The sequence below is a fragment of the Mycobacterium sp. NGS17 genome (assembly GCF_059813205.1).
Map to the genome: position 1 here is coordinate 124,211 of NZ_JCALED010000003.1, position 21,871 is coordinate 146,081.

At 65.5% G+C, this 21,871-nt stretch carries 23 protein-coding genes; 9 read left to right on the top strand and 14 right to left on the bottom strand.

Features of this window, described 5'->3' with window-relative positions; genetic code table 11:
* Positions 1 to 140: 140 nt before the first annotated feature.
* On the top strand, positions 141 to 1,247 hold the full coding sequence (locus AC5Y7E_RS08415) for an iron-siderophore ABC transporter substrate-binding protein (RefSeq protein ID WP_499948460.1): 1,107 nt from the start codon (positions 141 to 143) through the stop codon (positions 1,245 to 1,247).
* Between the two features lie 119 nt (positions 1,248 to 1,366).
* The gene (locus AC5Y7E_RS08420; RefSeq protein ID WP_499920102.1) at positions 1,367 to 2,407 is read left to right on the top strand and encodes an NAD(P)-dependent alcohol dehydrogenase; all 1,041 of its coding nucleotides are present in this window, start codon (positions 1,367 to 1,369) and stop codon (positions 2,405 to 2,407) included.
* Between the two features lie 15 nt (positions 2,408 to 2,422).
* On the opposite strand, the gene AC5Y7E_RS08425 is transcribed toward AC5Y7E_RS08420, so the two are convergent.
* The gene (locus tag AC5Y7E_RS08425) at positions 2,423 to 2,848 is read right to left on the bottom strand and encodes a DUF3349 domain-containing protein (RefSeq protein WP_499920101.1); all 426 of its coding nucleotides are present in this window, start codon (positions 2,846 to 2,848) and stop codon (positions 2,423 to 2,425) included.
* A 246-nt stretch (positions 2,849 to 3,094) separates the two neighbouring features.
* On the opposite strand from AC5Y7E_RS08425, the gene AC5Y7E_RS08430 reads away from it, so the two are divergent.
* Positions 3,095 to 3,421: a hypothetical protein gene (locus AC5Y7E_RS08430; RefSeq protein ID WP_499948461.1), complete on the top strand. Its 327-nt coding sequence runs from the start codon at positions 3,095 to 3,097 to the stop codon at positions 3,419 to 3,421.
* A 37-nt stretch (positions 3,422 to 3,458) separates the two neighbouring features.
* Positions 3,459 to 3,707, top strand: a complete 249-nt coding sequence (locus AC5Y7E_RS08435) for a hypothetical protein (protein ID WP_499920099.1) — start codon at positions 3,459 to 3,461, stop codon at positions 3,705 to 3,707.
* Between the two features lie 39 nt (positions 3,708 to 3,746).
* Here the strand turns inward: AC5Y7E_RS08435 and AC5Y7E_RS08440 are convergent, their stop codons facing one another.
* From AC5Y7E_RS08440 to nrdF, 3 genes are all read right to left on the bottom strand, one after another.
* Positions 3,747 to 4,529, bottom strand: coding sequence for an alpha/beta hydrolase (locus AC5Y7E_RS08440; RefSeq protein ID WP_499948462.1), 783 nt, complete (start codon positions 4,527 to 4,529; stop codon positions 3,747 to 3,749).
* A gap of 813 nt (positions 4,530 to 5,342) precedes the next feature.
* Complete coding sequence (locus AC5Y7E_RS08445; RefSeq protein ID WP_499948463.1) at positions 5,343 to 5,627, bottom strand: hypothetical protein; 285 nt, start codon at positions 5,625 to 5,627, stop codon at positions 5,343 to 5,345.
* A 132-nt stretch (positions 5,628 to 5,759) separates the two neighbouring features.
* On the bottom strand, positions 5,760 to 6,734 hold the full coding sequence (gene nrdF / locus AC5Y7E_RS08450; protein ID WP_009954743.1) for a class 1b ribonucleoside-diphosphate reductase subunit beta: 975 nt from the start codon (positions 6,732 to 6,734) through the stop codon (positions 5,760 to 5,762).
* Between the two features lie 178 nt (positions 6,735 to 6,912).
* Between nrdF and AC5Y7E_RS08455 the strand changes: the two genes are divergently transcribed.
* Together AC5Y7E_RS08455 and AC5Y7E_RS08460 are read left to right on the top strand one after the other, a co-directional pair.
* Positions 6,913 to 7,359 (top strand): SRPBCC family protein, encoded by a 447-nt coding sequence (locus AC5Y7E_RS08455; RefSeq protein ID WP_499948465.1) that lies wholly within the window; start codon positions 6,913 to 6,915, stop codon positions 7,357 to 7,359.
* On the top strand, positions 7,343 to 7,888 hold the full coding sequence (locus AC5Y7E_RS08460; protein WP_499948467.1) for a TetR family transcriptional regulator: 546 nt from the start codon (positions 7,343 to 7,345) through the stop codon (positions 7,886 to 7,888). Before AC5Y7E_RS08455 ends, AC5Y7E_RS08460 begins: the two co-directional genes overlap by 17 nt.
* 15 nt (positions 7,889 to 7,903) lie before the next feature.
* Here the strand turns inward: AC5Y7E_RS08460 and AC5Y7E_RS08465 are convergent, their stop codons facing one another.
* The 6 genes from AC5Y7E_RS08465 to AC5Y7E_RS08490 form a co-directional block, all read right to left on the bottom strand.
* Complete coding sequence (locus AC5Y7E_RS08465) at positions 7,904 to 9,445, bottom strand: flavin-containing monooxygenase (RefSeq protein WP_499948469.1); 1,542 nt, start codon at positions 9,443 to 9,445, stop codon at positions 7,904 to 7,906.
* Between the two features lie 139 nt (positions 9,446 to 9,584).
* A complete protein-coding gene (locus tag AC5Y7E_RS08470) occupies positions 9,585 to 10,322 on the bottom strand; it encodes a TetR/AcrR family transcriptional regulator (RefSeq protein ID WP_499948470.1) in 738 nt (245 codons plus the stop codon).
* Between the two features lie 61 nt (positions 10,323 to 10,383).
* Positions 10,384 to 12,549, bottom strand: a complete 2,166-nt coding sequence (gene nrdE / locus AC5Y7E_RS08475) for a class 1b ribonucleoside-diphosphate reductase subunit alpha (protein ID WP_499948472.1) — start codon at positions 12,547 to 12,549, stop codon at positions 10,384 to 10,386.
* Positions 12,519 to 12,965, bottom strand: a complete 447-nt coding sequence (gene nrdI, locus AC5Y7E_RS08480; protein ID WP_499948474.1) for a class Ib ribonucleoside-diphosphate reductase assembly flavoprotein NrdI — start codon at positions 12,963 to 12,965, stop codon at positions 12,519 to 12,521. The genes nrdE and nrdI overlap by 31 nt, the downstream gene beginning before the upstream one ends.
* Positions 12,966 to 12,992: 27 nt before the next feature.
* Positions 12,993 to 13,232, bottom strand: a complete 240-nt coding sequence (locus tag AC5Y7E_RS08485; RefSeq protein WP_067124347.1) for a redoxin NrdH — start codon at positions 13,230 to 13,232, stop codon at positions 12,993 to 12,995.
* 504 nt (positions 13,233 to 13,736) lie between these two features.
* The gene (locus AC5Y7E_RS08490; protein WP_499948475.1) at positions 13,737 to 14,291 is read right to left on the bottom strand and encodes an NAD(P)H-dependent oxidoreductase; all 555 of its coding nucleotides are present in this window, start codon (positions 14,289 to 14,291) and stop codon (positions 13,737 to 13,739) included.
* A gap of 91 nt (positions 14,292 to 14,382) precedes the next feature.
* Between AC5Y7E_RS08490 and AC5Y7E_RS08495 the strand changes: the two genes are divergently transcribed.
* Complete coding sequence (locus AC5Y7E_RS08495; RefSeq protein WP_499948476.1) at positions 14,383 to 14,991, top strand: TetR/AcrR family transcriptional regulator; 609 nt, start codon at positions 14,383 to 14,385, stop codon at positions 14,989 to 14,991.
* Positions 14,988 to 16,031, top strand: a complete 1,044-nt coding sequence (locus AC5Y7E_RS08500; protein ID WP_499948477.1) for a DNA polymerase IV — start codon at positions 14,988 to 14,990, stop codon at positions 16,029 to 16,031. The genes AC5Y7E_RS08495 and AC5Y7E_RS08500 overlap by 4 nt, the downstream gene beginning before the upstream one ends.
* Here AC5Y7E_RS08500 and AC5Y7E_RS08505 read toward each other — a convergent pair.
* On the bottom strand, positions 15,966 to 16,898 hold the full coding sequence (locus AC5Y7E_RS08505) for an SDR family oxidoreductase (protein WP_499948478.1): 933 nt from the start codon (positions 16,896 to 16,898) through the stop codon (positions 15,966 to 15,968). The genes AC5Y7E_RS08500 and AC5Y7E_RS08505 overlap by 66 nt on opposite strands.
* Before the next feature lie 30 nt (positions 16,899 to 16,928).
* Positions 16,929 to 17,564: a TetR/AcrR family transcriptional regulator gene (locus AC5Y7E_RS08510; RefSeq protein WP_499920086.1), complete on the bottom strand. Its 636-nt coding sequence runs from the start codon at positions 17,562 to 17,564 to the stop codon at positions 16,929 to 16,931.
* 112 nt (positions 17,565 to 17,676) lie between these two features.
* Between AC5Y7E_RS08510 and AC5Y7E_RS08515 the strand changes: the two genes are divergently transcribed.
* Positions 17,677 to 19,158 carry a cytochrome P450 gene (locus AC5Y7E_RS08515; RefSeq protein WP_499948479.1) on the top strand — a complete coding sequence of 494 codons (1,482 nt, stop codon included), beginning with the start codon at positions 17,677 to 17,679 and terminating at the stop codon, positions 19,156 to 19,158.
* A gap of 106 nt (positions 19,159 to 19,264) precedes the next feature.
* Here AC5Y7E_RS08515 and AC5Y7E_RS08520 read toward each other — a convergent pair whose 3' ends face one another.
* Positions 19,265 to 20,257: an anti-sigma factor RsbA family regulatory protein gene (locus AC5Y7E_RS08520; protein WP_499948480.1), complete on the bottom strand. Its 993-nt coding sequence runs from the start codon at positions 20,255 to 20,257 to the stop codon at positions 19,265 to 19,267.
* 138 nt (positions 20,258 to 20,395) lie between these two features.
* Positions 20,396 to 21,853, bottom strand: a complete 1,458-nt coding sequence (locus tag AC5Y7E_RS08525) for a FadR/GntR family transcriptional regulator (RefSeq protein ID WP_499948481.1) — start codon at positions 21,851 to 21,853, stop codon at positions 20,396 to 20,398.
* Positions 21,854 to 21,871 lie beyond the last annotated feature (18 nt).

A 21,871-nucleotide genomic window follows, 5' to 3' on the forward strand; every position in this document is an offset into this window, starting at 1 on the left:
GCTTCGCCCGGTCCCCCGCGCTCGCGATCGCCACGCTGGCCGAATGGCGGCGACCCGCTTCGCCCGGTCCCCCGCAAGCGGGAGGTGCCCCCACCGCGCGCTCGCGATCGCCACGCTGGCCGAATGTTAGCGTCGAACGCGTGTTGTTCGGCGTGATCAGACCCGGCCGGCCGGCCGTGGCGACCGCGGTGACGGCGGCAGTCATCCTGGCATGCAGCGGCTGCGGCTCCGACAAGCCCGCCGGCCAGCCGCCGGCCCGTCCCCTGATCACCCCCACGACCCAGATCGCGGGCGCCGGTGTGCTCGGGAACGACCGCCGCCCCGACGACTCGTGTGCGCGGGACGCCGCAGCGGCGGACCCCGGCGCCGCGAAGCGGCCGGTCCACAACGCCGCGGGCGTCGACCCGGACGTCGTGCAGGTGCCCGCCGACCCGCAGCGCATCGTGGTGCTCTCCGGCGACCAGCTCGACGCGTTGTGCGCGCTGGGCCTGCAGTCGCGGGTGGTCGGCGCGGCATTGCCGGACGGGTCCTCGAGTCAGCCCGCCTACCTGGGCGGCGCGGTGCATGCATTGCCGGCGGTCGGCAACCGCTCCCACCCGGACCTGAAAGCGGCCGCGGCCGCCCACCCCGACCTGATTCTGGGGTCGCAGGCGCTGACGGCCACGCTGTATCCGCAGCTGACCGCGATCGCCCCGACGGTGTTCACGGCCGCCCCAGGTGCGGCGTGGCAGGACAACCTGCGCGCCGTCGGCGCCGCGACCGGCCGTGGCGCCGCGGTGAACTCGTTGATCAGCGGGTTTTCCCAGCGGGCCGCGGACATCGGCGCGCGACATGACGCCTCCCACTTCCAGGCGTCGATAGTGCAGCTGACGGCGGACACGATCCGGGTGTACGGCGCCAACAATTTCCCGGCGAGCGTGCTCGGTGCGGTCGGCGTGGACCGGCCGGCCTCGCAGCGGTTCACCGACAAGCCCTACATCGAGATCGGGGCCAGCGACGCGGACCTGGCGAAGAATCCTGACCTTTCGATGGCCGACGCGGACGTGGTCTACGTGTCCTGCGACACCCCGGCCGCCGCCGACCGGGCCGCCACGATCCTGGACAGCGACCCGTGGCGCAAGCTCTCGGCCAACCGTGACAACCGGGTCTACATCGTCAACAACGAGATATGGCAAGCCGGCCAGGGCCTGATCGCCGCCCGCGGCATCGTCGACGACCTGCGCCTGGTGAACGCCCCGATCAACTAGCGGCGGCCGGCCGAAAACGGGTACATCGCCACAACGTGATCTTCGCCCCGCCCGTTGGCGGAATAACATTTACCTTAGCTAAACTTCTTGATGACGTACCGAATCGAAGAGGGATTTCCATGAGCACAGTTTCGGCGTACGCGGCCACCTCGCCGACGGCACCGCTGACCAAGACAACGATCGAACGGCGTGACCCGGGTCCGCACGACGTGGCCATCGACATCAAGTTCGCCGGAATCTGCCACTCCGACATCCACACGGCCAAAGGCGAGTGGGGCACACCGCATTACCCGCTGGTCGTGGGCCACGAGATCGCCGGCGTCGTGACCGCAGTCGGCTCCGAGGTCACCAAGCACAAGGTGGGCGACCACGTCGGCGTCGGCTGCATGGTGAACTCATGCGGACAGTGCAGCAGCTGCAAGGCCGGCCTCGAGCAGTACTGCAGCCGGGGAACGATTTTCACCTACAACGCGACTGACAAAGACGGCACCACGACGCAGGGCGGCTACAGTCAGGCGATCGTCGTGGACGAAAACTTCGTCTTGCGCATTCCCGACTCGTTGCCGCTGGACAAGGCGGCGCCGCTGCTGTGCGCGGGCATCACCCTGTTCTCGCCGCTGCGGCACTGGAAAGCCGGCAAGGACACCCGCCTGGCGATCATCGGCCTGGGCGGGCTGGGCCACATGGGCGTCAAGCTCGGCGCGGCGATGGGGGCCGAGGTGACGGTGCTGTCGCAGTCACTGAAGAAGATGGAGGACGGACTGCGGCTGGGCGCCAAGCACTACTACGCCACCGCCGAGCGCGAGACCTTCAAGAAACTGCGCAACAGCTTCGACCTGATCCTGAACACCGTCTCGGCGAACCTGAACCTCAACGACTATCTGAGCCTGCTCGACGTCGACGGCACGCTCGTCGAATTGGGCATTCCCGAACACCCCATGGAGGTGGGCGCCTTCTCGCTGGCGCTGGCGCGCCGCAGCCTGTCCGGGTCGAACATCGGCGGCATCGCCGAAACCCAGGAGATGCTGGACTTCTGCGCCGAGCACAACGTCACGCCGGAAATCGAGCTCATCGAGCCCGACTACATCAACGAGGCCTACGAGCGCGTACTGGCCAGCGACGTGCGCTACCGCTTCGTCATCGATATTTCGAAGCTCTAGGGTCCCCGACGCGTCCTACCGCGCGACACCTGGCGCGCTGCTGGATGCCGCACCGCGCGCGGCGATCTCCGCGGCCTCACCCCACTCGTCGCCCGGGATGACCTCGCTGACGTCGATGCCGGCCAGCGGCCAGCCGACCGCGGCGAGCGTGGCAGCCACCCGGATGACGTTTTCCGGTCCGGCGTCGTAATGCGTCATGTCGGAGATGAAGTGGGCGATCTCGTCGCGGTCGATCACACCGTCGGCGATCGCCGGGGATCCGTCCGCGGTGATGTTGCGCACCACCTCGGCGATCTGCTCCTCGGTCAGCGGGGTGCTGCGCAGCAGCGCCAGCAGTGGCACCCGGTCGGGCCCGGGGACGCCCTCGGGGTAGCCGGCGCGCAGCCAGCGAAGCACCGAACGGCAGAAGTTGGCGGTGGCAGAGGCGGCGGTATTCGTCACCCCACCAGTGTCAGGGCAGCCGTGTCACCCGCGCTACCGCGGGGCAATTGGCGTCCCGACAATTCATACGCCGTTTACCTCGATCAGCCGGCCTGGTCGTGCCCACCCGCAACGGTTGGGCGCCATCGTCTTCGAGCGCGCGATTCCGCGGACCGGGCCCCGCGCGCAGGGCCTTCGCAGGGCTGCTTGCACTGGTCAACGAGATTTTCACCGTTCGGCACCGTTCCTGCGGAGTAGAGTCGAGCCATGACGACTCCGACTTCGAAGAACCCGCCACCCGTCTTTTCTCTGAAGATTGGCAGTCAGGATGTTCCTGCACCGAGCGTTCCGAAGCCGACGGATCCGGCCGAGTCGTTTCAACGCGGCATCGGCGCGCGCTTGAAGGACATGGGCCTGGGGGTGCAGACCCAGCCACTCAGGGAGATGCGCCTACAAATGGGCCTGGACATGCAGGTGGTCTACTTCACGGTCCGCGTGCCGGTGGCCGGTGGCGTGACGCTGCGGTTGCCAGTGATGGCCACGTTCAAGCCGAGGATCTATTCGCCGACGCAGGCGCAACACCTCTCGTCCTAAGTGGCATGGCAACCAAATCGATCAAGGGTGCGGGCGCATGGTGAGTAACCCCGCCGGATCAAGCGACGAAACCATCGTCACAAGGGCCCTGAACGTAGGTATTGAGGTGTTCAGCGTGGTCATGTCGTTTCTCACCTGCGGGGCGCTCCACATCCACAGTGAGCTGCCGGGTGGCGAGAACGTCGGCCGTACCTCGTTCAGGGAGGCCATCGCCAGTATCTTCGGCAACGACGCCGGCGACGCGCGGCCGGCGGACGGGAAATCACCGGGCACCGCCGAGGGCTAACGAGCCTCGGACAGCAGCGCGATCCACCTCGCGGGGTCGTCATAGCCCGCGCATGGACACCCAGCCGTCGATTTTTTCGGCCACCGTCGGCCATCCCGGCTCAAGCATCATGACGTGCCCCATATCGGGAAAAATTGCCACATCTGCCTGGTAGATGCGCGCTACGGCAGAAGCATCCCCGTCGATTCGCATGCCGTCGTCTTGTGCTCCCAGAACGAGCATGGGGGCGTTCACGAGGCCAACGTCGGGAAGTCGATTCACCGTTTCTCGAGCAGCGCGCCTGCTCTCGGGCTGCAAACGGACTGCACACGACCTGACTGTCGATTCGGGGGTATGCGCGGAGAAGATGAACTCACGGGTCAGAGCCGCGGTGCTGAATAAGTCGGCGGGATTACCGAAAGTGCTGCTGCGCAAGATGATCCGTGGATGACGGAGGGCAGAGCGAACTGCCCACCGCCGTAAGCCCTGCGGTGTGCCGGGTGCCATGAGAACCGCCGCCGGGGCACCGTGCATCTGGCAATAATTCAGCACCACCCAACAGCCCATCGAATGACCAATGAGCACCGGTGCGGTTCCAAGCTCCGCGACGACAGCGTGTACGTCCTCCACGTAATCGGCGATCGAACATGAGTGCAGGGGCTGGGACAAGCTGCTGGCGCCGTGCCCGCGAAGGCTCAGTGCCACGGCTCGGTAACCCTTGTCGGCGAAGAAGCCCAGAAAATGGTCGTCCCAAATTTCTGCTGTGCCGCAGGCGCCGTGGACGAAAAGGAGCGGAACGGGATGTGATTCGGTGACAGACCCCTTGTCGATAACTTCGAGCATGGTCTCAACTTCCGTCCCCTACCGCGCCGCTTGAGCATATTCTCAGGCGCGAACCGTTTGCCGCGCTCGATTTGCGGATTTGCTCGTTGCTGGATTAATCGTCTCGAAATCGAGGCCGACGCCGCGTGTCGATAAGCGGGGATTAGCCGACTGGGTGGAGCATTGGATATGCGCCACTAGGAGGTGCGGATGATGACCACCGACGTTTGTCCCGAAGTCTGCCTCGTGTGCGGCTATCTGACGCTCGGCCTCGATCTCTGCTATTTCTGCCGCTTGCCGGTAGCGGAGCCACCTGGCCGCCAAGTCCGCCAGACCTGCAATGACAGCAGCAGCGCCAGGAGGTCGCGGCCATCCTGCACTGTGCAGGCCGCGAGCTAATCCGTTCTGCGCCAACCGTCGGCCGCGCGGGAATTCCCACAATTCCCGGTGTGAATAAGTGCGCAACCGTTTACGCTCAGGACGACGTACCGGGCCGTCACCAATTTCAGAAGCGGCGTTTACGGATCCGAGTTCGCCATGAATCGCATACGACTCTTCGTCACCGCATTTTTGGTCGCTATCGCGTTGACGGTCGGCGCCGGCACCTTTGCCGGCATGCCGACCGCTTCCGCCGACCCCGTATGCGGCGCTGCCGGGACACCGCCATGCGCCGGTCCGGGGCCGTTGACACCTGAACAGTGCGCATTCATCGCGTGGCGGTCGATGATGCCGTGCAACTGGCTCGGAATGCAGGTTCCCGCAGGCACGCCGGGGAGTTGGGACAATCCGCCGGCGCCGCCGCCGTGAGCGAGCACTGCGAAACCACTTAACTTTTCACGTCGTCTTCCGAGGTGGATCGTCGCGTTCTGGCCCGGCAGTCGTCACGGAGCCGCGGTTATCCGCGGTTGCATCCCCGGAAACCTGGGAGCGAACCTCGCGGGCGGCCTGCTCGTGCTTCTCAGCGGCACCTCGGTGGGCGGCGGCGAGATCGCCGGACAATGACTCCGCGGCCGACTCGTGTTCCTCAGCGAACACCTCGTGCAACTCGGCTAGCTCGTCTTGGCGCTGGGCTTCCAATGTGCTGACTTCCGTCGCACGGTTGTCGTCGGACCGTGTCATAACCAGCACGATAGATGGGGCCGGCAAGGTTGGTGGCCTGAACCACGATTCGGCCCGCTGGGCCACGGCGCCGAAGCGTGCGTGCGCCGGATTAGCCGCCTACACGATGTTCTGAGTCACTGACGAGCGGAGTTAGAAGTCCCAGTCCTCGTCTTCGGTGACGACGGCCTTGCCGATCACGTAGCTGGAACCCGAGCCGGAGAAGAAGTCGTGGTTCTCGTCGGCGTTGGGCGAGAGCGCCGACAGAATCGCCGGGTTGACGTCCGTCTCGTCGCGCGGGAACAGCGCCTCGTAACCGAGGTTCATCAGTGCCTTATTGGCGTTGTAGCGCAGGAACTTCTTGACGTCCTCGGTCAGCCCGACCTCGTCGTAGAGGTCCTGGGTGTACTCGACCTCGTTGTCGTAGAGCTCGAAGAGCAGCTCGTAGGTGTAGTCCTTGAGTTCCTGCTTGCGCGCGTCGTCGACCAACGCCAGGCCGCGCTGGAACTTGTAACCGATGTAGTAACCGTGCACGGCCTCGTCGCGGATGATCAGCCGGATCATGTCGGCGGTGTTGGTCAGCTTGGCGCGGCTCGACCAGTACATCGGCAGGTAGAAGCCGGAGTAGAACAGGAAGCTTTCCAACAGGGTCGAGGCGACCTTGCGCTTGAGCGGTTCGTCTCCCTTGTAGTACTGCATGACGATCTCGGCCTTGCGCTGCAGGTTGGGGTTCTCCTCCGACCAGCGGAACGCGTCGTCGATCTCGGCGGTCGAGCACAGCGTGGAAAAGATGTTGCTGTAGCTGCGCGCGTGCACGGATTCCATGAAGGCGATGTTGGTGTAGACCGCTTCCTCATGCGGGGTCAGCGCGTCCGGGATCAGGCTGACCGCCCCGACGGTGCCCTGGATGGTGTCCAGCAGGGTCAGGCCGGTGAATACCCGCATGGTCATCTGCTTCTCGTGGGCGGTCAATGTGCCCCACGACGGCAGGTCGTTGGACACCGGCACCTTCTCGGGCAACCAGAAGTTGCCGGTCAGTCGGTCCCACACCTCGGCGTCTTTTTCGTCTTGTAGCCGGTTCCAGTTGATCGCCGAAACGCGGTCGATCAGCTTCATGTTTTCGGTCACCAGAACCCCACTTCACACACCGTTTGACCGGATGAATCTCCGGCTCTCGACACTACCCCTGGGGTGTGACAACGCAGCGGAACACAAGAGCTTGTGTTTACGTGTCGCGGGATGCCGGATTCCAGGCGGATCCGAATCCATGCTCCCGTATCACGCGCTTTGATGTACCATTTGGTACATGTTTACCGAAGACGGCGTCGAGATCGACGCACCGCCCCAACTCGTCTGGGATGTCTTCACCGACGTCGAGCACTGGCCAGACTGGACCGCGTCGGTGACCTCGCTGGTCGGACTGGACGCGCCCACCCTTGCCGTCGGGAGGCGGTTCGCGATCAAACAGCCCGGCATGGCCAAGCTGGTCTGGAAGGTCACCGAGATCGACCCCGGTAGGTCCTGGACCTGGGTGCAACGCTCTCCCGGGGTGCTGGTCAGCGCCCGCCACGACGTCACCGCTCGTCCCGACGGGGGCACGCTGGTGCGTCAGCAACTCGACCAGCGTGGCGTGCTCGGTGCTCTCGTCGGGAGGTTGATGGTCAAGAAGACCAAGCGTTTCCTCGCCCTGGAGGCCCGAGGACTCAAAGCCCGCTCGGAGCAGCTCAGTCGCGCCGATGGCTCGCACTCCTGATGTTGCGCGGCGCCGGCAGCTCCTCGACGCACTGATCCAGGAATTCGCCAGCGCGGGCATCGGCGACCGCTCGCTGCGCGAGGTGGCCGAAGCCATCGGCACGAGTCACCGAATGTTACTGCATCACTTCGGGTCTCGGGATGATCTGCTGCTGGCGGTCGTCGAGGCGGTCGAGCGCCGTCAGATGGGCTTGCTGCCCGACCTGCCGACAGAACCGGCCGAGAGCTTCGCGGCGATGTGGGCCGACCTTCGGCGACCCGAACTACGCGAATCCGAACGCTTGTTCTTCGAGTGCTACGCCCGCGCCGCCCAGGGCGAAAAGCCTTATGCACGAATGATTCCCGGGGCCGTCACGGACTGGCTGGCCGAGGTCGCCGCGGTCGCCGAGGCTCCGGTCGACGCCGCCTTGGCGCGCCTGGGGTTGGCCGTCGTACGCGGCCTGCTACTCGACCTGGTGGCCACCGATGACGACGCCGGTGTAGACGCGGCCGCACGAGTCTTCGCCGAACTCCTCACGCGCCGGCGATGATTCGGGCAACCGCAGTCAGGACGCGGCGGCGGAACTGCCCATGCTCACGCCGTAGAACTGATATTCGTCCGGCTTGACCGAACGCGTCGCCCGCCAGTACTCCCAGGTGTAGCCGCCCCAGAGCACGGTGTTCTTGCCGTGCTCGTCCAGATACCAGCTGCTGCAGCCGCCGCTGTTCCACACCGACGGGCCGAGTCTGCGTTGCAGCTCGTCGTTGAATTTGTCCTGGGCGGCGCGGGTCGGCGCCAGCGCCTGTGCGCCCAGCTTGTCGCAGGTCGCGATCGCGTCTGCGACGTAACGGATTTGGGACTCGATCATGAACACCACCGAGTTGTGCCCCAACCCGGTGTTGGGCCCCAGCAGAAAGAACAGGTTGGGCACGTCGGCGATGGTGATCCCGCGGTGCGCACCGATGCCCTCGCGGTTCCACCGGTCCACCAGGTCCTCGCCGTGCAGGCCCTTGATCTGGACGTAGGTGTAGGAGTCGGTGACGTGGAAGCCGGTGGCATACACGATCACGTCGGCCTGGCGCTGGGTGCCGTCGGCGGTGACGATGCCGTCGGCGGTGATTCGCGCAATGTGGTCGGTGACCAGCTCGGTCTTGGGGTCGGCGACCGCGCAGTAATAGGTGGAGGAGTTCAGGATTCGCTTGCAGCCGATGCGATAGTTCGGTATCAGCTTGCGCCGCAGCTCCTTGTCCTTGACCGCCCGGCGAATGTTGTATTTGCAGTAGGACTCGATGAACTTGAGCAGGTTCGGCCGCTTGGTCATGCCGAAGGCCAGGGCTTCCTGCCCCCAGTAGATCGCGAGCCGAACCAACGCGCGCAGGCCGGGCACGTTCTCCATGGCCCGGCGCACCGCCGGCGGGATCTCGGGGTTGGAACGCGGGACCACCCACGGCGGAGTCCGTTGGTAGAGCTGGAGTTCGGCGACCTGCCCGACGATCTCCGGCACGATCTGGATCGCGCTGGCGCCGGTTCCGATCACCGCCACGCGCTTGCCGGTCAAGTCGACGCTGTGGTCCCACTCCGCGGAATGGAAGGCGGCGCCGCGAAATTCGTCGCGTCCCTCGATGTCGGGCATGGACGGGATGTGCAGCGCCCCGGCGCCCGAGATCAGGAATTGCGCGACGTACTCGCGGCCGTCGGCGGTGAACACGTGCCAGCGGTTTTCGTCATCGTCCCAGTGCGCGCGATCGACGAGCGAGTTGAACTCGACGTAGCGGCGCAGCCCGTATTTCTCGGTGACCCCTTTGAGGTAGTCCCAGATCTCTGGCTGGAAAGAGAACGGGTTCTTCCAGTCGGGCTTGGGCTCGAACGAGAACGAGTACAGGTGCGACGGGATGTCGCAGGCGCACCCGGGATAGCTGTTGTCTCGCCAGGTGCCGCCGATGTCGTCGGCCTTCTCCAGGATGACGAAGCCCACGCCCTGCTTCTGCAGCGCGATCGCCATCCCGAGGCCGGAGAATCCGGTCCCGATGATGACGGCGCGCGTGTGGACCGGCTTGTGGGCGCTAGCCGCCGGGATTGCCTCGGTTTGTGTTACGACGTCGGTCACGGTCGATCGATCTTTCTATCCAGGCCTGTCGGGTCGGCGTTTCGGCTGCGGCCCGGCTGAGGCAGATACCCAGTACCCAGGGTATCGGTTGGGACGAGTGTTATCGATGGCCGCGGCGGTTGTCAACGCCGCGGCGCGCTCAGCTCGCGGCCGGGTTGCCGGCCACCATGTCGTGAATCGGCAGGTCAGGGTTCATGCTGATGCCGAGCGCCTCGGCGGTGCCGACGATCACCCCCATCATGATGGTCGTCAGGTGCGCGACGAACTGCTCACGCGACATCAGCCGCGGGCTTTCGGGCTCCGGGCCCAGCCACCACTCGGTCGCCGACGCGGCACAGCCGAATGCCGCGTGCCCGGCCAGTTCGACCGCCGCGTGGTCGAGCTCCATCTCACGCAGCTCGTTGTCGAACATGTCGGCCACCGCCAGGGTGATTCCGCGTCCCTCGTTGAGGACCTGCGGGGTAGCGGCCGACCGGCCCTGGATGAACACGCGCAGCACGTTGGGGTGCTTGTCGACCAGGACCACGTACTCCTCGACGCTGCGCCGGATCACCTCGCGCGCCGAGTCGGTTTTCAGGTCGATGGACGGGATGATCGCCGCCCACAGCATGTCGCGCAGCCGCTCCCCGATCGCCTCGAACAGGTCGGACTTGTCGTGGAAGTGGCGGTAGATCTTCGGCTTGGCGGTGCCGGCCTCCTCGGCGATCTCCCGCACGGACAGCTCGGGCCCGAGGCGGTCGATCGCACGGAAGGCCGCGTCGACGATTTCGTTGCGCACTTTCTTGCGGTGCTCGCGCCAGCGTTCGCTGCGCGCGTCGACCTTGCCCCCAGGCTTGACGCTGGGGTGGGGTATGGAAGGTCGGGGCACTCTCACCACGTCAAGCACTTTACCTGGTAGCAGCTTCTGACCTGGGCAGACTGTCCGATCGGCCCGACGATTAGAGCATGCAGGACACGCAGCCCTCGACTTCTGTTCCCTCCAAAGCCATCTGGCGAAGGCGGATGTAGTACAGCGTCTTGATTCCCTTGCGCCAGGCGTAGATCTGCGCCTTATTCACATCGCGGGTGGTGGCGGTGTCCTTGAAGAACAGCGTCAGCGACAGCCCCTGGTCCACGTGCTGGGTGGCCGCGGCGTAGGTGTCGATGATCTTCTCGTAACCGATCTCGTAGGCGTCCTGGTAGTACTCCAGGTTGTCGTTGGTCAGATACGGCGCCGGGTAGTAGACGCGGCCGATCTTGCCTTCCTTGCGAATCTCGATCTTGCTCGCCACCGGGTGGATCGAACTGGTCGAGTTGTTGATGTAACTGATCGAGCCGGTCGGCGGGACGGCCTGCAGATTCTGGTTGTAGATGCCGTGCTGCTGCACCGACTCCTTCAGCCGCTGCCAATCCTCTTGTGTCGGAATGCGGATGCCGGCTTCGGCAAAGATTTCCCGGACCCGCGGCGTGGCCGGCTCCCACACCTGCTCGGTGTACTTGTCGAAGAATTCGCCCGAGGCGTACTTGGACTTCTCGAAGCCCCCGAACTTGCTTCCCCGCTCGATCGCGATGCGATTCGACGCGCGCAGCGCATGGTAGAGCACGGTGTAGAAGTAGATATTGGTGAAGTCGACGCCTTCTTCGGACCCGTAGAGGATGCGTTCGCGGGCCAGATAGCCGTGCAGGTTCATCTGGCCGAGCCCGATCGCGTGGGACTCGTTGTTGCCCTGCTCGATTGAGGGCACCGACCAGATGTGCGTCTGATCGCTCACCGCCGTCAGCGCGCGGATCGCGACCTCGATGGTCTGCGCGAAGTCCGGCGAGTCCATCGTCTTGGCGATGTTCAGCGACCCAAGGTTGCACGAAATGTCCTTGCCCACTTTGGCGTACGACAAGTCGTCGTTGAACACCGACGGCGTGGACACCTGCAGGATCTCCGAGCACAGGTTGGAATGGGTGATCTTGCCGTCGATCGGGTTCGCCCGGTTCACCGTGTCCTCGTACATGATGTACGGGTAACCGGACTCGAACTGCAGCTCGGCCAGCGTCTGGAAGAACTCGCGGGCCTTGATCTTCGTCTTGCGGATGCGGGCGTCGTCGACCATCTCGTAGTACTTCTCGGTGACCGAGATGTCGGCGAACGGCAGGCCGTAAACCCGCTCGACGTCGTAGGGCGAGAACAGGTACATGTCCTCGTTCTTCTTGGCCAACTCGAAGGTGATGTCGGGTATCACCACGCCCAGGCTCAGCGTCTTGATGCGGATCTTCTCGTCGGCGTTCTCGCGCTTGGTGTCCAGGAACCGATAGACGTCGGGGTGATGCGCGTGCAGGTACACCGCACCCGCGCCCTGCCGGGCGCCGAGCTGGTTGGCGTAGGAGAACGAGTCCTCGAGCAGCTTCATGATCGGGATGACGCCCGACGACTGGTTCTCGATGTTCTTGATCGGGGCGCCGTGTTCGCGAATGTTGCTCAGCAGCAACGCAACTCCGCCGCCACGCTTTGACAGCTGCAGCGCGGAGTTGATGGACCGCCCGATCGACTCCATGTTGTCCTCGATGCGCAGCAGAAAGCAGCTCACCGGCTCGCCGCGCTGCTTTTTGCCCGAGTTCAAAAACGTCGGGGTGGCTGGTTGGAATCGCCCGTCAATGATCTCGTCGACGAGCTTCTCGGCCAGGACGGTGTCACCGGAGGCAAGGGTCAGCGCGACCATGACCACGCGGTCCTCGAAGCGCTCCAGGTAACGCTTCCCGTCGAACGTCTTCAGCGTGTAGGAGGTGTAGTACTTGAACGCGCCCAAAAACGTCGGGAACCGGAACTTCTTGGCGTACGCGCGGTCCAGCAGCGTCTTGACGAAGTTACGGCTGTACTGGTCGAGAACCTCGCGCTCGTAATAGTTCTCCTTGATCAGGTAGTCGAGCTTCTCGTCCTGATTGTGGAAGAACACCGTGTTCTGGTTGACGTGCTGCAGGAAGTACTGATGCGCGGCCTCGCGGTCCTTGTCGAACTGAATCTTGCCGTCCGCGTCGTAGAGATTCAGCATCGCGTTGAGCGCGTGATAGTCCGTTTCCCCCGGCAAGGCGTGGGCTCCGGTGGTTACAGGCTCTGCAGCGACGGTTGGTGACACGTCTGTTCCTTCCAGAAATTGGCTAAGCCCGCGCGGACGGCTTCCACGTCGTCCTGGGTTCCCATGAGTTCGAAGCGGTAGAGGTACGGAACGCCGCACTTGCGCGAGACCACGTTGCCCGCGTAGGCGAATTCGGCGCCGAAGTTGTTGTTGCCCGCGGCGATCACGCCGCGGATCAGCGACCGGTTGTGCTCATTGTTCAAAAAGGCGATGACCTGCTTGGGGACGTAACCGCCGGCGTTGAGGTCGGGCGTCGCATGCCCGCCGCCGTAAGTCGGCAGGACGAGGACGTAGGGTTGGTCTACCTCGATGCGGCCATGCAGTGGTATCCGCGTGGCGGGGATCCCCAGCTTCTCCACGAAGCGGTGGGTGTTCTCCGACACCGAGGAGAAATAGACCAGGTTGCGCGACTGCACCGCAACCTCCTTACCTAACGTCTTGCCTTACGCGCTCAGTTCCGCGGCGGACAGCGCCTTGATGCGGTCGGGGCGGAAACCCGACCAGTGGTCGTTGCCCGCCACCACCACGGGGGCCTGCAGGTATCCCAGAGCCATCACGTAGTCACGCGCCTCGGCGTCCAGCGAGATGTCGACCTTCTCGTAGGCGATGCCCTGCTTGTCCAGCGCCTTGTAGGTGGCGGTGCACTGCACGCATGCCGGCTTGGTGTACACGGTGATGCTCATAGAATGCCGCTCCTTTGCGGAAGAGGGGACCCAACGGACTGGCAACTACTTTTGGACTGCGTCTTTGCTAGGTTCAGCGATCCGTCAGGCCCCCTGATTCCCGTCGTCCGGTGGCCGAGGTCGAATGACCTGCGGGTGCCGATTTCGGGGAGTTCACCGAGTCTGGCTTGCTTGGTGGCCCTGGGATCTGCCGGTGCTCGAAACACTACACCTAGTGGGTGACAAGATGTCGAGATACAAGATGTTCTGAATAACAATTTTGAAATTCCCTGGTCGTGAGCCCGGTCGTGAACAAATCCGGAACTCGACTCGGCGTGTCGCAGATCACAGATCGCACCGCAGGGAATCATGCGCTCCGGTATATCAGCGAGCACCGACAGCACCGCCGGCGGCGGCGGGCCGGCCCAGGGCCAGCAAAGCCGCCAGGCGCGCCTGGCGGCTTTGGCTATTCGGTTGTCCCAACCTCGCTGGTCGCCCGGTGGGCGGGTTGTCGACTTCTGCCAATCAGCCGACCTCGGCGGCGAGCTTGCCCACCACATCACGCACGTTCGCCAACAGCTCGGCGTGCTCGGCCGGCGCCTTGCCCTCCAGCGTCTTGAACGGCACCGACAGTTTGATCGCCTCCACGACCCGCGCGCCCGCGATGCCGAAGGACTTGCGGGTGTCGTCGTGGGCCCACACCCCGCCGTACTGGCCGAAGGATCCCCCGATGACCGCCAGCGGCTTGCCCTTCAGCGCGCCGTCGCCGAACGGCCGGGACAGCCAGTCGATCCCGTTCTTGATGACGGCCGGGTAGCTCCCGTTGTACTCCGGGGTCACCACCAGGGCGGCGTCCGCGTCGGCCGCCGCGGCGCGCAGCGCGGCCACCGGGCCCAGCTGCGGCACGTCGGCGTTCATCGCATCATCGATCTCCTCGTTATAGAACGGCAGTTCAGCGAGCCCTTCGAAGATCGTGACGGTCACGTCGTCGGCGGCGACCGCCACCGCCAACTCGGCGATCTGGCGGTTGATCGACGCCGCCCGCAGGCTCCCCACTAACGCCAAGATTTTGATTGCCACTGCTGCACTTTCCCTTCGATCGTTGCGTACATCCTCGCACGAGCTAACCGGACTATAGTCCGTTTTATTCCGGCGGCGTTAAAGTGCAGGAGTGAGCGAGCGGTCGGGCGAGTTACACGTGTTCGCCCCCCAAGCGGTGCACCAGGAAAGGGGCGACGCGGCGCGCAACCGCGCCCTGCTGCTCCAGGCTGCCCGAAACCTGGTCGCCGAGCGCGGCGCCGAAGCCGTCACCACCGATGACATCGCGGCGGCCGCCGGGGTCGGCAAAGGTACGCTGTTCCGTCGCTTCGGCAGCCGGGCCGGCCTGATGATGGTGCTGCTGGACGAGGACGAACAAGCCGTTCAGCAAGCGTTCCTCTTCGGCCCGCCCCCGCTGGGGCCGGGCGCCCCGCCCGCCGATCGGCTGGTCGCGTTCGGCCGGGAACGGATCCGGTTCGCGCACGACCACTGCGAACTGCTGTCCGCGGCCAACCGCGACCCGCAAAACCGGCACAACGCACCGGCCACGGTGCTGCGCACGCACGTGCGCGTCCTGCTCAAGGCGGCCGAATCCACCGGCGATCTCGACGCCCAGACCGACGCGCTGCTCGCGCTGCTGGACGTGGACTACGTCGAGCATCAGCTGGCCGAGGGCGGTCACACCCTGGCGACACTGGGAGACGCGTGGGAAAGCCTGGCGCGCAAGCTCTGCGGGCGATGAACGCCACGGAACCGGCTTGGGTCCTGCATGTGGACCTCGACCAGTTCCTGGCGTCGGTCGAGTTGCGCCGGCACCCCGAATTGGCCGGTCTGCCAGTCATTGTGGGCGGCAGCGGCGACCCGAACGAACCGCGCAAGGTCGTCACCTGCGCCTCGTATGAGGCGCGCGAGTTCGGTGTCCGGGCGGGCATGCCGTTGCGTGCCGCCGCCCGTCGCTGCCCCGAAGCGACCTTCCTCCCGTCGGACCCGGCCGCCTATGACGCCGCGTCCGATCAGGTGATGGGCGTGCTGCGCGATCTGGGGCATCCGGTCGAAGTCTGGGGTTGGGACGAGGCCTATGTCGCGGTGACCGCGCAGGACCCGAGCGAGGTCGCAGAGCAGATCCGCAGCGTCATCCTTTCCGAAACCGGGCTGTCCTGCTCCGTCGGGATCAGCGACAACAAGCAGCGCGCCAAGGTCGCGACCGGCTTCGCGAAACCGGCCGGCATCTTTGTGCTCACCGACGCGAACTGGATGTCCCTGATGGCCGATCGTCCGGTCGAAGCGCTCTGGAGCGTGGGCCCCAAGACGGCGAAAAAGCTTGCGGATCTTGATATTACGACGGTGTGGCAGCTGGCCCACTGCGATGCGGAGTTGCTGACGGCCACCTTCGGCCCGCGCACCGGGCTGTGGCTGCTGCTGTTGGCCAAGGGCGGCGGCGACAGCCAGGTCAGCGCCGAGCCGTGGGTGCCGCGCTCGCGCAGCCACGCGGTGACCTTTCCGCGCGATCTTACCGATCGGTCCGAGATGGCCGCGGCCGTAACGGATTTGGCCGAGCGGGCGCTGACGGACGTCCTCGCGGCGGACCGAGTCGTGATCCGGGTGGCGGTCACCGTGCGCACGGCAACGTTCTACACGCGCACCAAGATTCGCAAGCTCGATGCGCCCAGCACCGATCGTGACGTCATCGTGGCCGCGGCCCTTCGCGTGCTCGACCTATTCGAGCTCGACCGGCCGGTCCGCCTGCTCGGGGTGCGCCTCGAGCTGGTGATGCCGCGCTAGGGGCGCCGGGCCGGGCCGCAACGCACGGGTGAAGATCACGTTCACCTGGCGCATCGCCACGCTATAGGGCCACCACGCAAGCCTTTTGAAGGCATACAGGGCGCGGATGTCGGCCGACGTGTAGATCAGGTATCGGTTCTTGGCCACCCCGGCCAGGATCTTGTCGGCGGCCTTTTCCGGCGATACGGCGTGGCCGGCGAACCGCTTCACCCACCGGTCGACGTTGGGGTCTTCCCGGTCCACCCCGGCGATTTCCACGGTGCCCACCAGCGGGGTGTTCACCGCGCCCGGCACCACGACCGAGACCCCGATGCGATGGCGGGCCAGGTCGAAGCGCAGCACCTCCGACAGGCCACGCAACCCGTACTTGCTGGCGCTGTAGGCGGCATGCCACGGCAGGGCCACCAGCCCGGCCGCCGAGGACACGTTGACCAGATGCCCGCCGCGCTTGGCCGCCACCATCGGCGGCACGAACGTCTCGATGACGTGGATCGGACCCATCAAATTGATGGCGATCATCTTGCGCCACTGCTCATGGGTCAGCCGGTCGACGGTTCCCCACGCGGATACGCCGGCGATGTTGAGAACGACGTCCATGCTGGGATGCGCGGCGTGGATATCGGCGGCGAACGCGGCCACCTGGTCATAGTTGGCGATGTCGAGCGCCCGATGCTTGGGAACCTCGGCGGCCAGCGCCCGCGCGTCGGCCACGGTTTGTTCGAGGCCGTCGCTATCGCGGTCAGTCAGGTAGAGCTCGGCGCCCTGCGCGGCCAGCCGCAACGCCGTGGCGCGGCCGATGCCGCTCGCCGCTCCGGTGACAAGGCACCGCTTTCCCGCGAAAGACCGCCCGATTCCCCTCTGCGCCATGGCCGTGACGATACCGGCGGTAACAGCGCCCTAGGGACGGCCCGCCCACAGCGCGTGCAGCCAAAGCTGCTCGAGGAGGCGCACCCGTCGGTCACGATCGCTGTCGCGTCCGGTCAGAATCGGGTCGCCGGTCAGCATCAGCGCGGTCGTGCCGGCCAGCGTGCGGATCAGCGTCGGCAGGTCGTCACTGATCGGATTGGCCGTCCCGGCCTTCATCTCGGCCTCGACAATTCCGACGATCTGGCCCAGCACCACCTCGAACTGCTGATCGAGCAGGTCGCGAATCTCGACGTCGGTGTTGCGGGCCTCATTGCACGCCGTCACCACCGGGTCGTTGTGCGCGTAGACGGCCGCGGCGCTGCCGACCATTCGCTTGGCGAACTGCTCGGGTGACTCGCCGGCCTGCCGGGGGGCGAAGTACTCGGTGAGTTCCTCGAGTTCTTCGGCGGCCTCGGCCATGAGCTGTGCCAGCACCGCGTACTTGGAGTCGAAGTAGAAGTAGAAGCCGGATCGCGCCACGCCGGCCCGCAGGCTGATGGTGCTGACCGACAGCTCCGCAAATGGCTTTTCCTGCAGCAATTCACGCACCGCCTGCACGATCGCCTGGCGTTGCTTGTCGCCACGCCGTCGTGCGCCCGGCTCGGGAGTGGCGGGTTCGCTGGTCACTCCCTGACCTTGCACCACGCCACGGAAAATGCAAACTTGACAGCCGTCAAGTTTTTCAGCGAAGGTATGAATCAGTGACGGCCGTCACCGGGAGGGCACGCAAAGGAGCGTTATGACCGCCACCATCAGCACCCCGCAGTACCTGCTGGATCAGGCGCGGCGCCGGTTCACGCCGTCCATCAACAACTTTCCCGGCATGGGGATGGTCGAGCGCAGGCTGCTGAACACCGACTTCCCAGAGCGCAAACTCGCCGAGCCGCCACCGGGCAGTGGGCTCAAAGCGGTCATCGGCGACGCGGGCCTGCCGGTCATCGGGCACATCATCGAGATGCTGCGCGGCGGCCCCGACTACCTGCTGCACATGTACCAGACCAAGGGTCCGGTGATCTTCGGGGACTCGCCCGTCCTGCCGGGCGTCGCCGCCCTGGGACCGGACGCCGCCCAGGTCATCTACTCGAATCGCAACAAGGACTATTCCCAGCAGGGATGGGTGCCGGTAATCGGGCCGTTCTTCAACCGCGGCCTGATGCTGCTGGACTTCGAAGAGCACATGTTCCACCGGCGGATCATGCAGGAGGCCTTCATCCGGTCCCGCCTGGTCAGCTATGTCGAACAGATGGACCAGGTGGTCTCGCAAACGGTCGCCAATGACTGGGTGACCAATGACGCGCGGTTCCTGCTCTACCCGGCCATGAAGGAGTTGACGCTCGACATCGCCTCGATGGTGTTCATGGGCCACGAGCCGGGCACCGACCACGAATTGGTGACCAAGGTCAACAAGGCGTTCGCGGTCACCACGCGCGCGGGCAACGCGATCATCCGCACTTCCGTGCCGCCGTTCACGTGGTGGCGCGGCCTCAAGGCGCGCGAGCTGCTGGAGAACTACTTCCGCGAGCGGGTCAAGGAGCAGCGCGCGAATCCCGGTACGGATCTGTTGTCGGTGTTGTGCCAGACCGAAGACGAGGACGGCAACAAGTTCTCCGACGACGACATCGTCAACCACATGATCTTTTTGATGATGGCCGCGCACGACACATCCACCTCGACGGTGACAACGATGGCCTACCACCTGGCCCTTCACCCGGAGTGGCAGCAGCGCTGCCGCGAGGAATCGGATCGGCTGGGCGACGGGCCGCTCGACATCGATTCGCTGGAGAAGCTCGAGACGCTGGATCTGGTGATGAACGAGTCGATCCGCATCGTGACGCCGGTGCAGTGGGCCATGCGCCAGACGGTGCGCGATACCGATCTGCTGGGTTACTTCATCCCGAAGGGCACCAACGTGATCGCCTACCCCGGCATGAACCACAGGTTGCCCGAATTGTGGACCGACCCACTGAAATTCGACCCCGAGCGATTCACCGAGCCCCGCAACGAGCACAAGCGGCACCGCTATGCGTTCACGCCTTTCGGTGGCGGCGCGCACAAGTGCATCGGAATGACGTTCGGGCAGTTGGAGATCAAGACCATCCTGCACCGCCTGCTGCGCAGGTATCGGCTGGAGCCGCCGCGCCCGGGTTACACGTGCGAGTGGGACTACGGCGGCATGCCCGTGCCGAAAGACGGCATGCCGATCGTGTTGCGCCCGCTATAGAACTTGCGCGACCGCAGCGAGCCGCCGTGGCCGCGGCAAGGGCCGAGTCTCATGTGCGCTACCACCGTCGCTAGCGCACATGAAACTCACCTATCGCGACGGCCTCTTACCCGGCCGGGCCCGGTGCGGGCTCGAACCGTAGATACGCCTGAATCGTCGTACCGGCCCTGGTGGTGTGGGTTCGCACCAAGTCCGAGATGGCGTTGACCAGATACAGGCCGCGACTCGCGGGACCGCACGGGCCGGGGTCCAGACGACCCACGATCGGGTCGTCGAATCGTCCGGTGTCGCGTGCCTCGCAGACCAGATGTCCGTCGTCTTGCCAGAAGGCCAGCCGGCAGGCGCCCCCGGTGTACATCAGGCTGTTGGTGGCCAGCTCCGTGGCGACCAGCTGTAGATCCTCGATGCTCTCCTGACTCAACCCCATCCAGCCCGCGTAGTCGACGGCGAAGGATCGCGCGGGGCGAAGGTCGGCCGACTTGCGGACCATGTATGTGACGGCCCCGGGACCGGCGGCCAGCGGCTGGTTGCAGCGTTCCAGGACGTCGGCGGGAGCGTAGTCCGAGTTGTGCTGCAGCGTTCCGCGTTCCCACAGCAGCGGATGTGTCGCGCGCGCATCCGACAGCACGCCGTCGCCGAGCCGGCCCGCGTCGTAGAGGCACAGGCACGACGCGGGGTAGCCGTCCATGGCCTCGTTGACGAGTGCGTCGTGCTCGATGCAGGCGACGAACTCCTCGTCGGTGCGGCCCGGCCACGCGAGCTGGCTGACGATCCGGACTCGCTGATCCGGGTGCTCGTCGATGAACGCACCCTGCATCGCCATGAATCGGCAGGGATTGCGGGCCACCTCGGTGATATCAACCATGCGCACGTCCGCGGGTGGATCATCACGGGGGTACAACCCGTCGTGCAGCAGCGCCAGAGTCTCGGGAGGGGCGGCAAGCAGCACCGCCTCGTCCAGCGCCAAACCATCGCCGACGAAACGGCTTGCCAAGTCCAAAAACTCCTGCTGAGAGTGATAAATCGACGCGGAATGGACGAAACCGTATTGCCTGGTTTCGTTAGCCGCCTTCACTTCAGCGCTCTCGCTTTCGATCACTTGCGCCAACCCCCTGTTGGGCAGGCTGACGCCTCCCTCTGTTCCAGTACCCAAGACGGGCCTTCGCTATACCGCGCAACGGGTCCCATTTAGGTTTGCCGCACTGGTGGGCCACGTCGTCGGCTCGCGATCGCACTGTCACAGCCACCACGAGGCGGCCGCGTCGAGATGACGGCGGAGGCGGTAACAGGCGACGCTCTCGTCGGCGGCCTCGACCGCCTCGACGATCCGCAGGTGGGCGTGGTGCACGGCCAGCACGTCCGACCAGGTCGGCAGCGCCTGCCCGGTGCTGGACCAGTGCCGGCGAAACAGCTCGACGATGATCCGCAGGAACAGATCCAGCAGCGCGTTGCCGGCCAGTTGCGCCAGACCGACGTGGAAGTTGAACTCCTCCGCGATCGCCTGCCGCACGTCGTCGGCCGTTGGTTGGGAGTTCTCCGCAAGCCCGGAACGATGGGTGCCCAAAAACGCCGCCACCTCCGACTCGGCCAACCGTTTGACGACCTTGGTCACGTTGTCGATCTCGATGGCGTCGCGGACGCATCGCAGGTCTTCGCGGCTCGGCCCGCGGTACTGCAGGTACAAGGCGATCGTGTCGATGCTGGCCTGCGCCGCGGGTCGGGCGATGACCAGGCCGCCACCGGGGCCGCGGCGCATGTGGGCTATCGAGTGGTATTCGAGCAGCCGCACCGCCTCGCGAAGCACCGCGCGGCTCACCCGGTAGCGCTCCAGCAGGGCCGTCTCGGTACCGAAGACCGCACCCACGTGCCAGCCGCTGGCGGCGATGTCGTCACCGATGGTGGCGGCCAGCATCTCGGCCAGTTTGCCGCCGGGCGACTCGGAATCGAGCCGGCGGCGCCTTTCTCGCCCACGGCTTTCGTCCCCCGCATGATGATGCTGCAGCCAGCCGGTGACCGCTTCGACGTGTCGCTCCGACAGCGTCTTGGCGCGGGCGGCATCGCCGGCCGTGACGGCGGCGACGATCGCGGAGTGGTGCGCGTGCAGATGGTCGACCGCCTCTAATGCCTCGGTCTCCGAATCCGTTCGCGACGCCAGGGCATAGCGGGTGGTGAGCCGCATCAAGACGTCGATAAACAGTTGCAGCACCGGGTTTTTGGATTGCTCGGCCAGCGCGATGTGGAACTCGTCGCGTGGCGCCGGTAGGCCGGGCCTCCACTGCTCCTCGGCGTGCAGCACCGCACGCAGCCGCGCGATGCCGGCCTCATCGATGCGCTCGGCGGCGAGCGAGGCCGCCAGCGGCTCGAGGACCAGTCGCGCGTTGAGCAAGTCGCCCAGCGTCGTGCCCAGGTATTCGAGATAGATGACGACGGCGCGGGTGGCGGGCCCCGCATCGGGCTCGCAGACGTACAACCCCCCGTTGGGGCCGCGGCGCATCCGCGCGACCTGATGATGTTCGACGAGCCGCACGGCCTCCCGCAGCACCGAACGGCTCACCCCGAAGCGCTGCTGCAGATCTTGTTCGGAGCCCAGTGATTCGCCCACCGCCCAGCCGCGGCGAACGATATCGGCTTCGATGTCGCGGGCGAGGATCGAAGCGAGCTTGTTCGCCTGGCCGGTCCTTGGCTCCTGAGTCATGAGAGCTCGATCGCGCTC

What these genes read in the sequence shown, in the direction of transcription:
- AC5Y7E_RS08420 (WP_499920102.1), top strand. Translation starts at nt 1,367, where the DNA reads ATGAGCACAGTTTCGGCGTACGCGGCCACCTCGCCGACGGCACCGCTG.
- AC5Y7E_RS08430 (WP_499948461.1), top strand. Translation starts at nt 3,095, where the DNA reads ATGACGACTCCGACTTCGAAGAACCCGCCACCCGTCTTTTCTCTGAAG.
- AC5Y7E_RS08435 (WP_499920099.1), top strand. Translation starts at nt 3,459, where the DNA reads ATGGTGAGTAACCCCGCCGGATCAAGCGACGAAACCATCGTCACAAGG.
- AC5Y7E_RS08440 (WP_499948462.1), bottom strand. Translation starts at nt 4,529, where the DNA reads ATGCTCGAAGTTATCGACAAGGGGTCTGTCACCGAATCACATCCCGTT.
- AC5Y7E_RS08445 (WP_499948463.1), bottom strand. Translation starts at nt 5,627, where the DNA reads ATGACACGGTCCGACGACAACCGTGCGACGGAAGTCAGCACATTGGAA.
- AC5Y7E_RS08455 (WP_499948465.1), top strand. Translation starts at nt 6,913, where the DNA reads ATGTTTACCGAAGACGGCGTCGAGATCGACGCACCGCCCCAACTCGTC.
- AC5Y7E_RS08460 (WP_499948467.1), top strand. Translation starts at nt 7,343, where the DNA reads ATGGCTCGCACTCCTGATGTTGCGCGGCGCCGGCAGCTCCTCGACGCA.
- AC5Y7E_RS08485 (WP_067124347.1), bottom strand. Translation starts at nt 13,232, where the DNA reads ATGAGCATCACCGTGTACACCAAGCCGGCATGCGTGCAGTGCACCGCC.
- AC5Y7E_RS08500 (WP_499948477.1), top strand. Translation starts at nt 14,988, where the DNA reads ATGAACGCCACGGAACCGGCTTGGGTCCTGCATGTGGACCTCGACCAG.
- AC5Y7E_RS08505 (WP_499948478.1), bottom strand. Translation starts at nt 16,898, where the DNA reads ATGGCGCAGAGGGGAATCGGGCGGTCTTTCGCGGGAAAGCGGTGCCTT.
- AC5Y7E_RS08515 (WP_499948479.1), top strand. Translation starts at nt 17,677, where the DNA reads ATGACCGCCACCATCAGCACCCCGCAGTACCTGCTGGATCAGGCGCGG.
- AC5Y7E_RS08525 (WP_499948481.1), bottom strand. Translation starts at nt 21,853, where the DNA reads ATGACTCAGGAGCCAAGGACCGGCCAGGCGAACAAGCTCGCTTCGATC.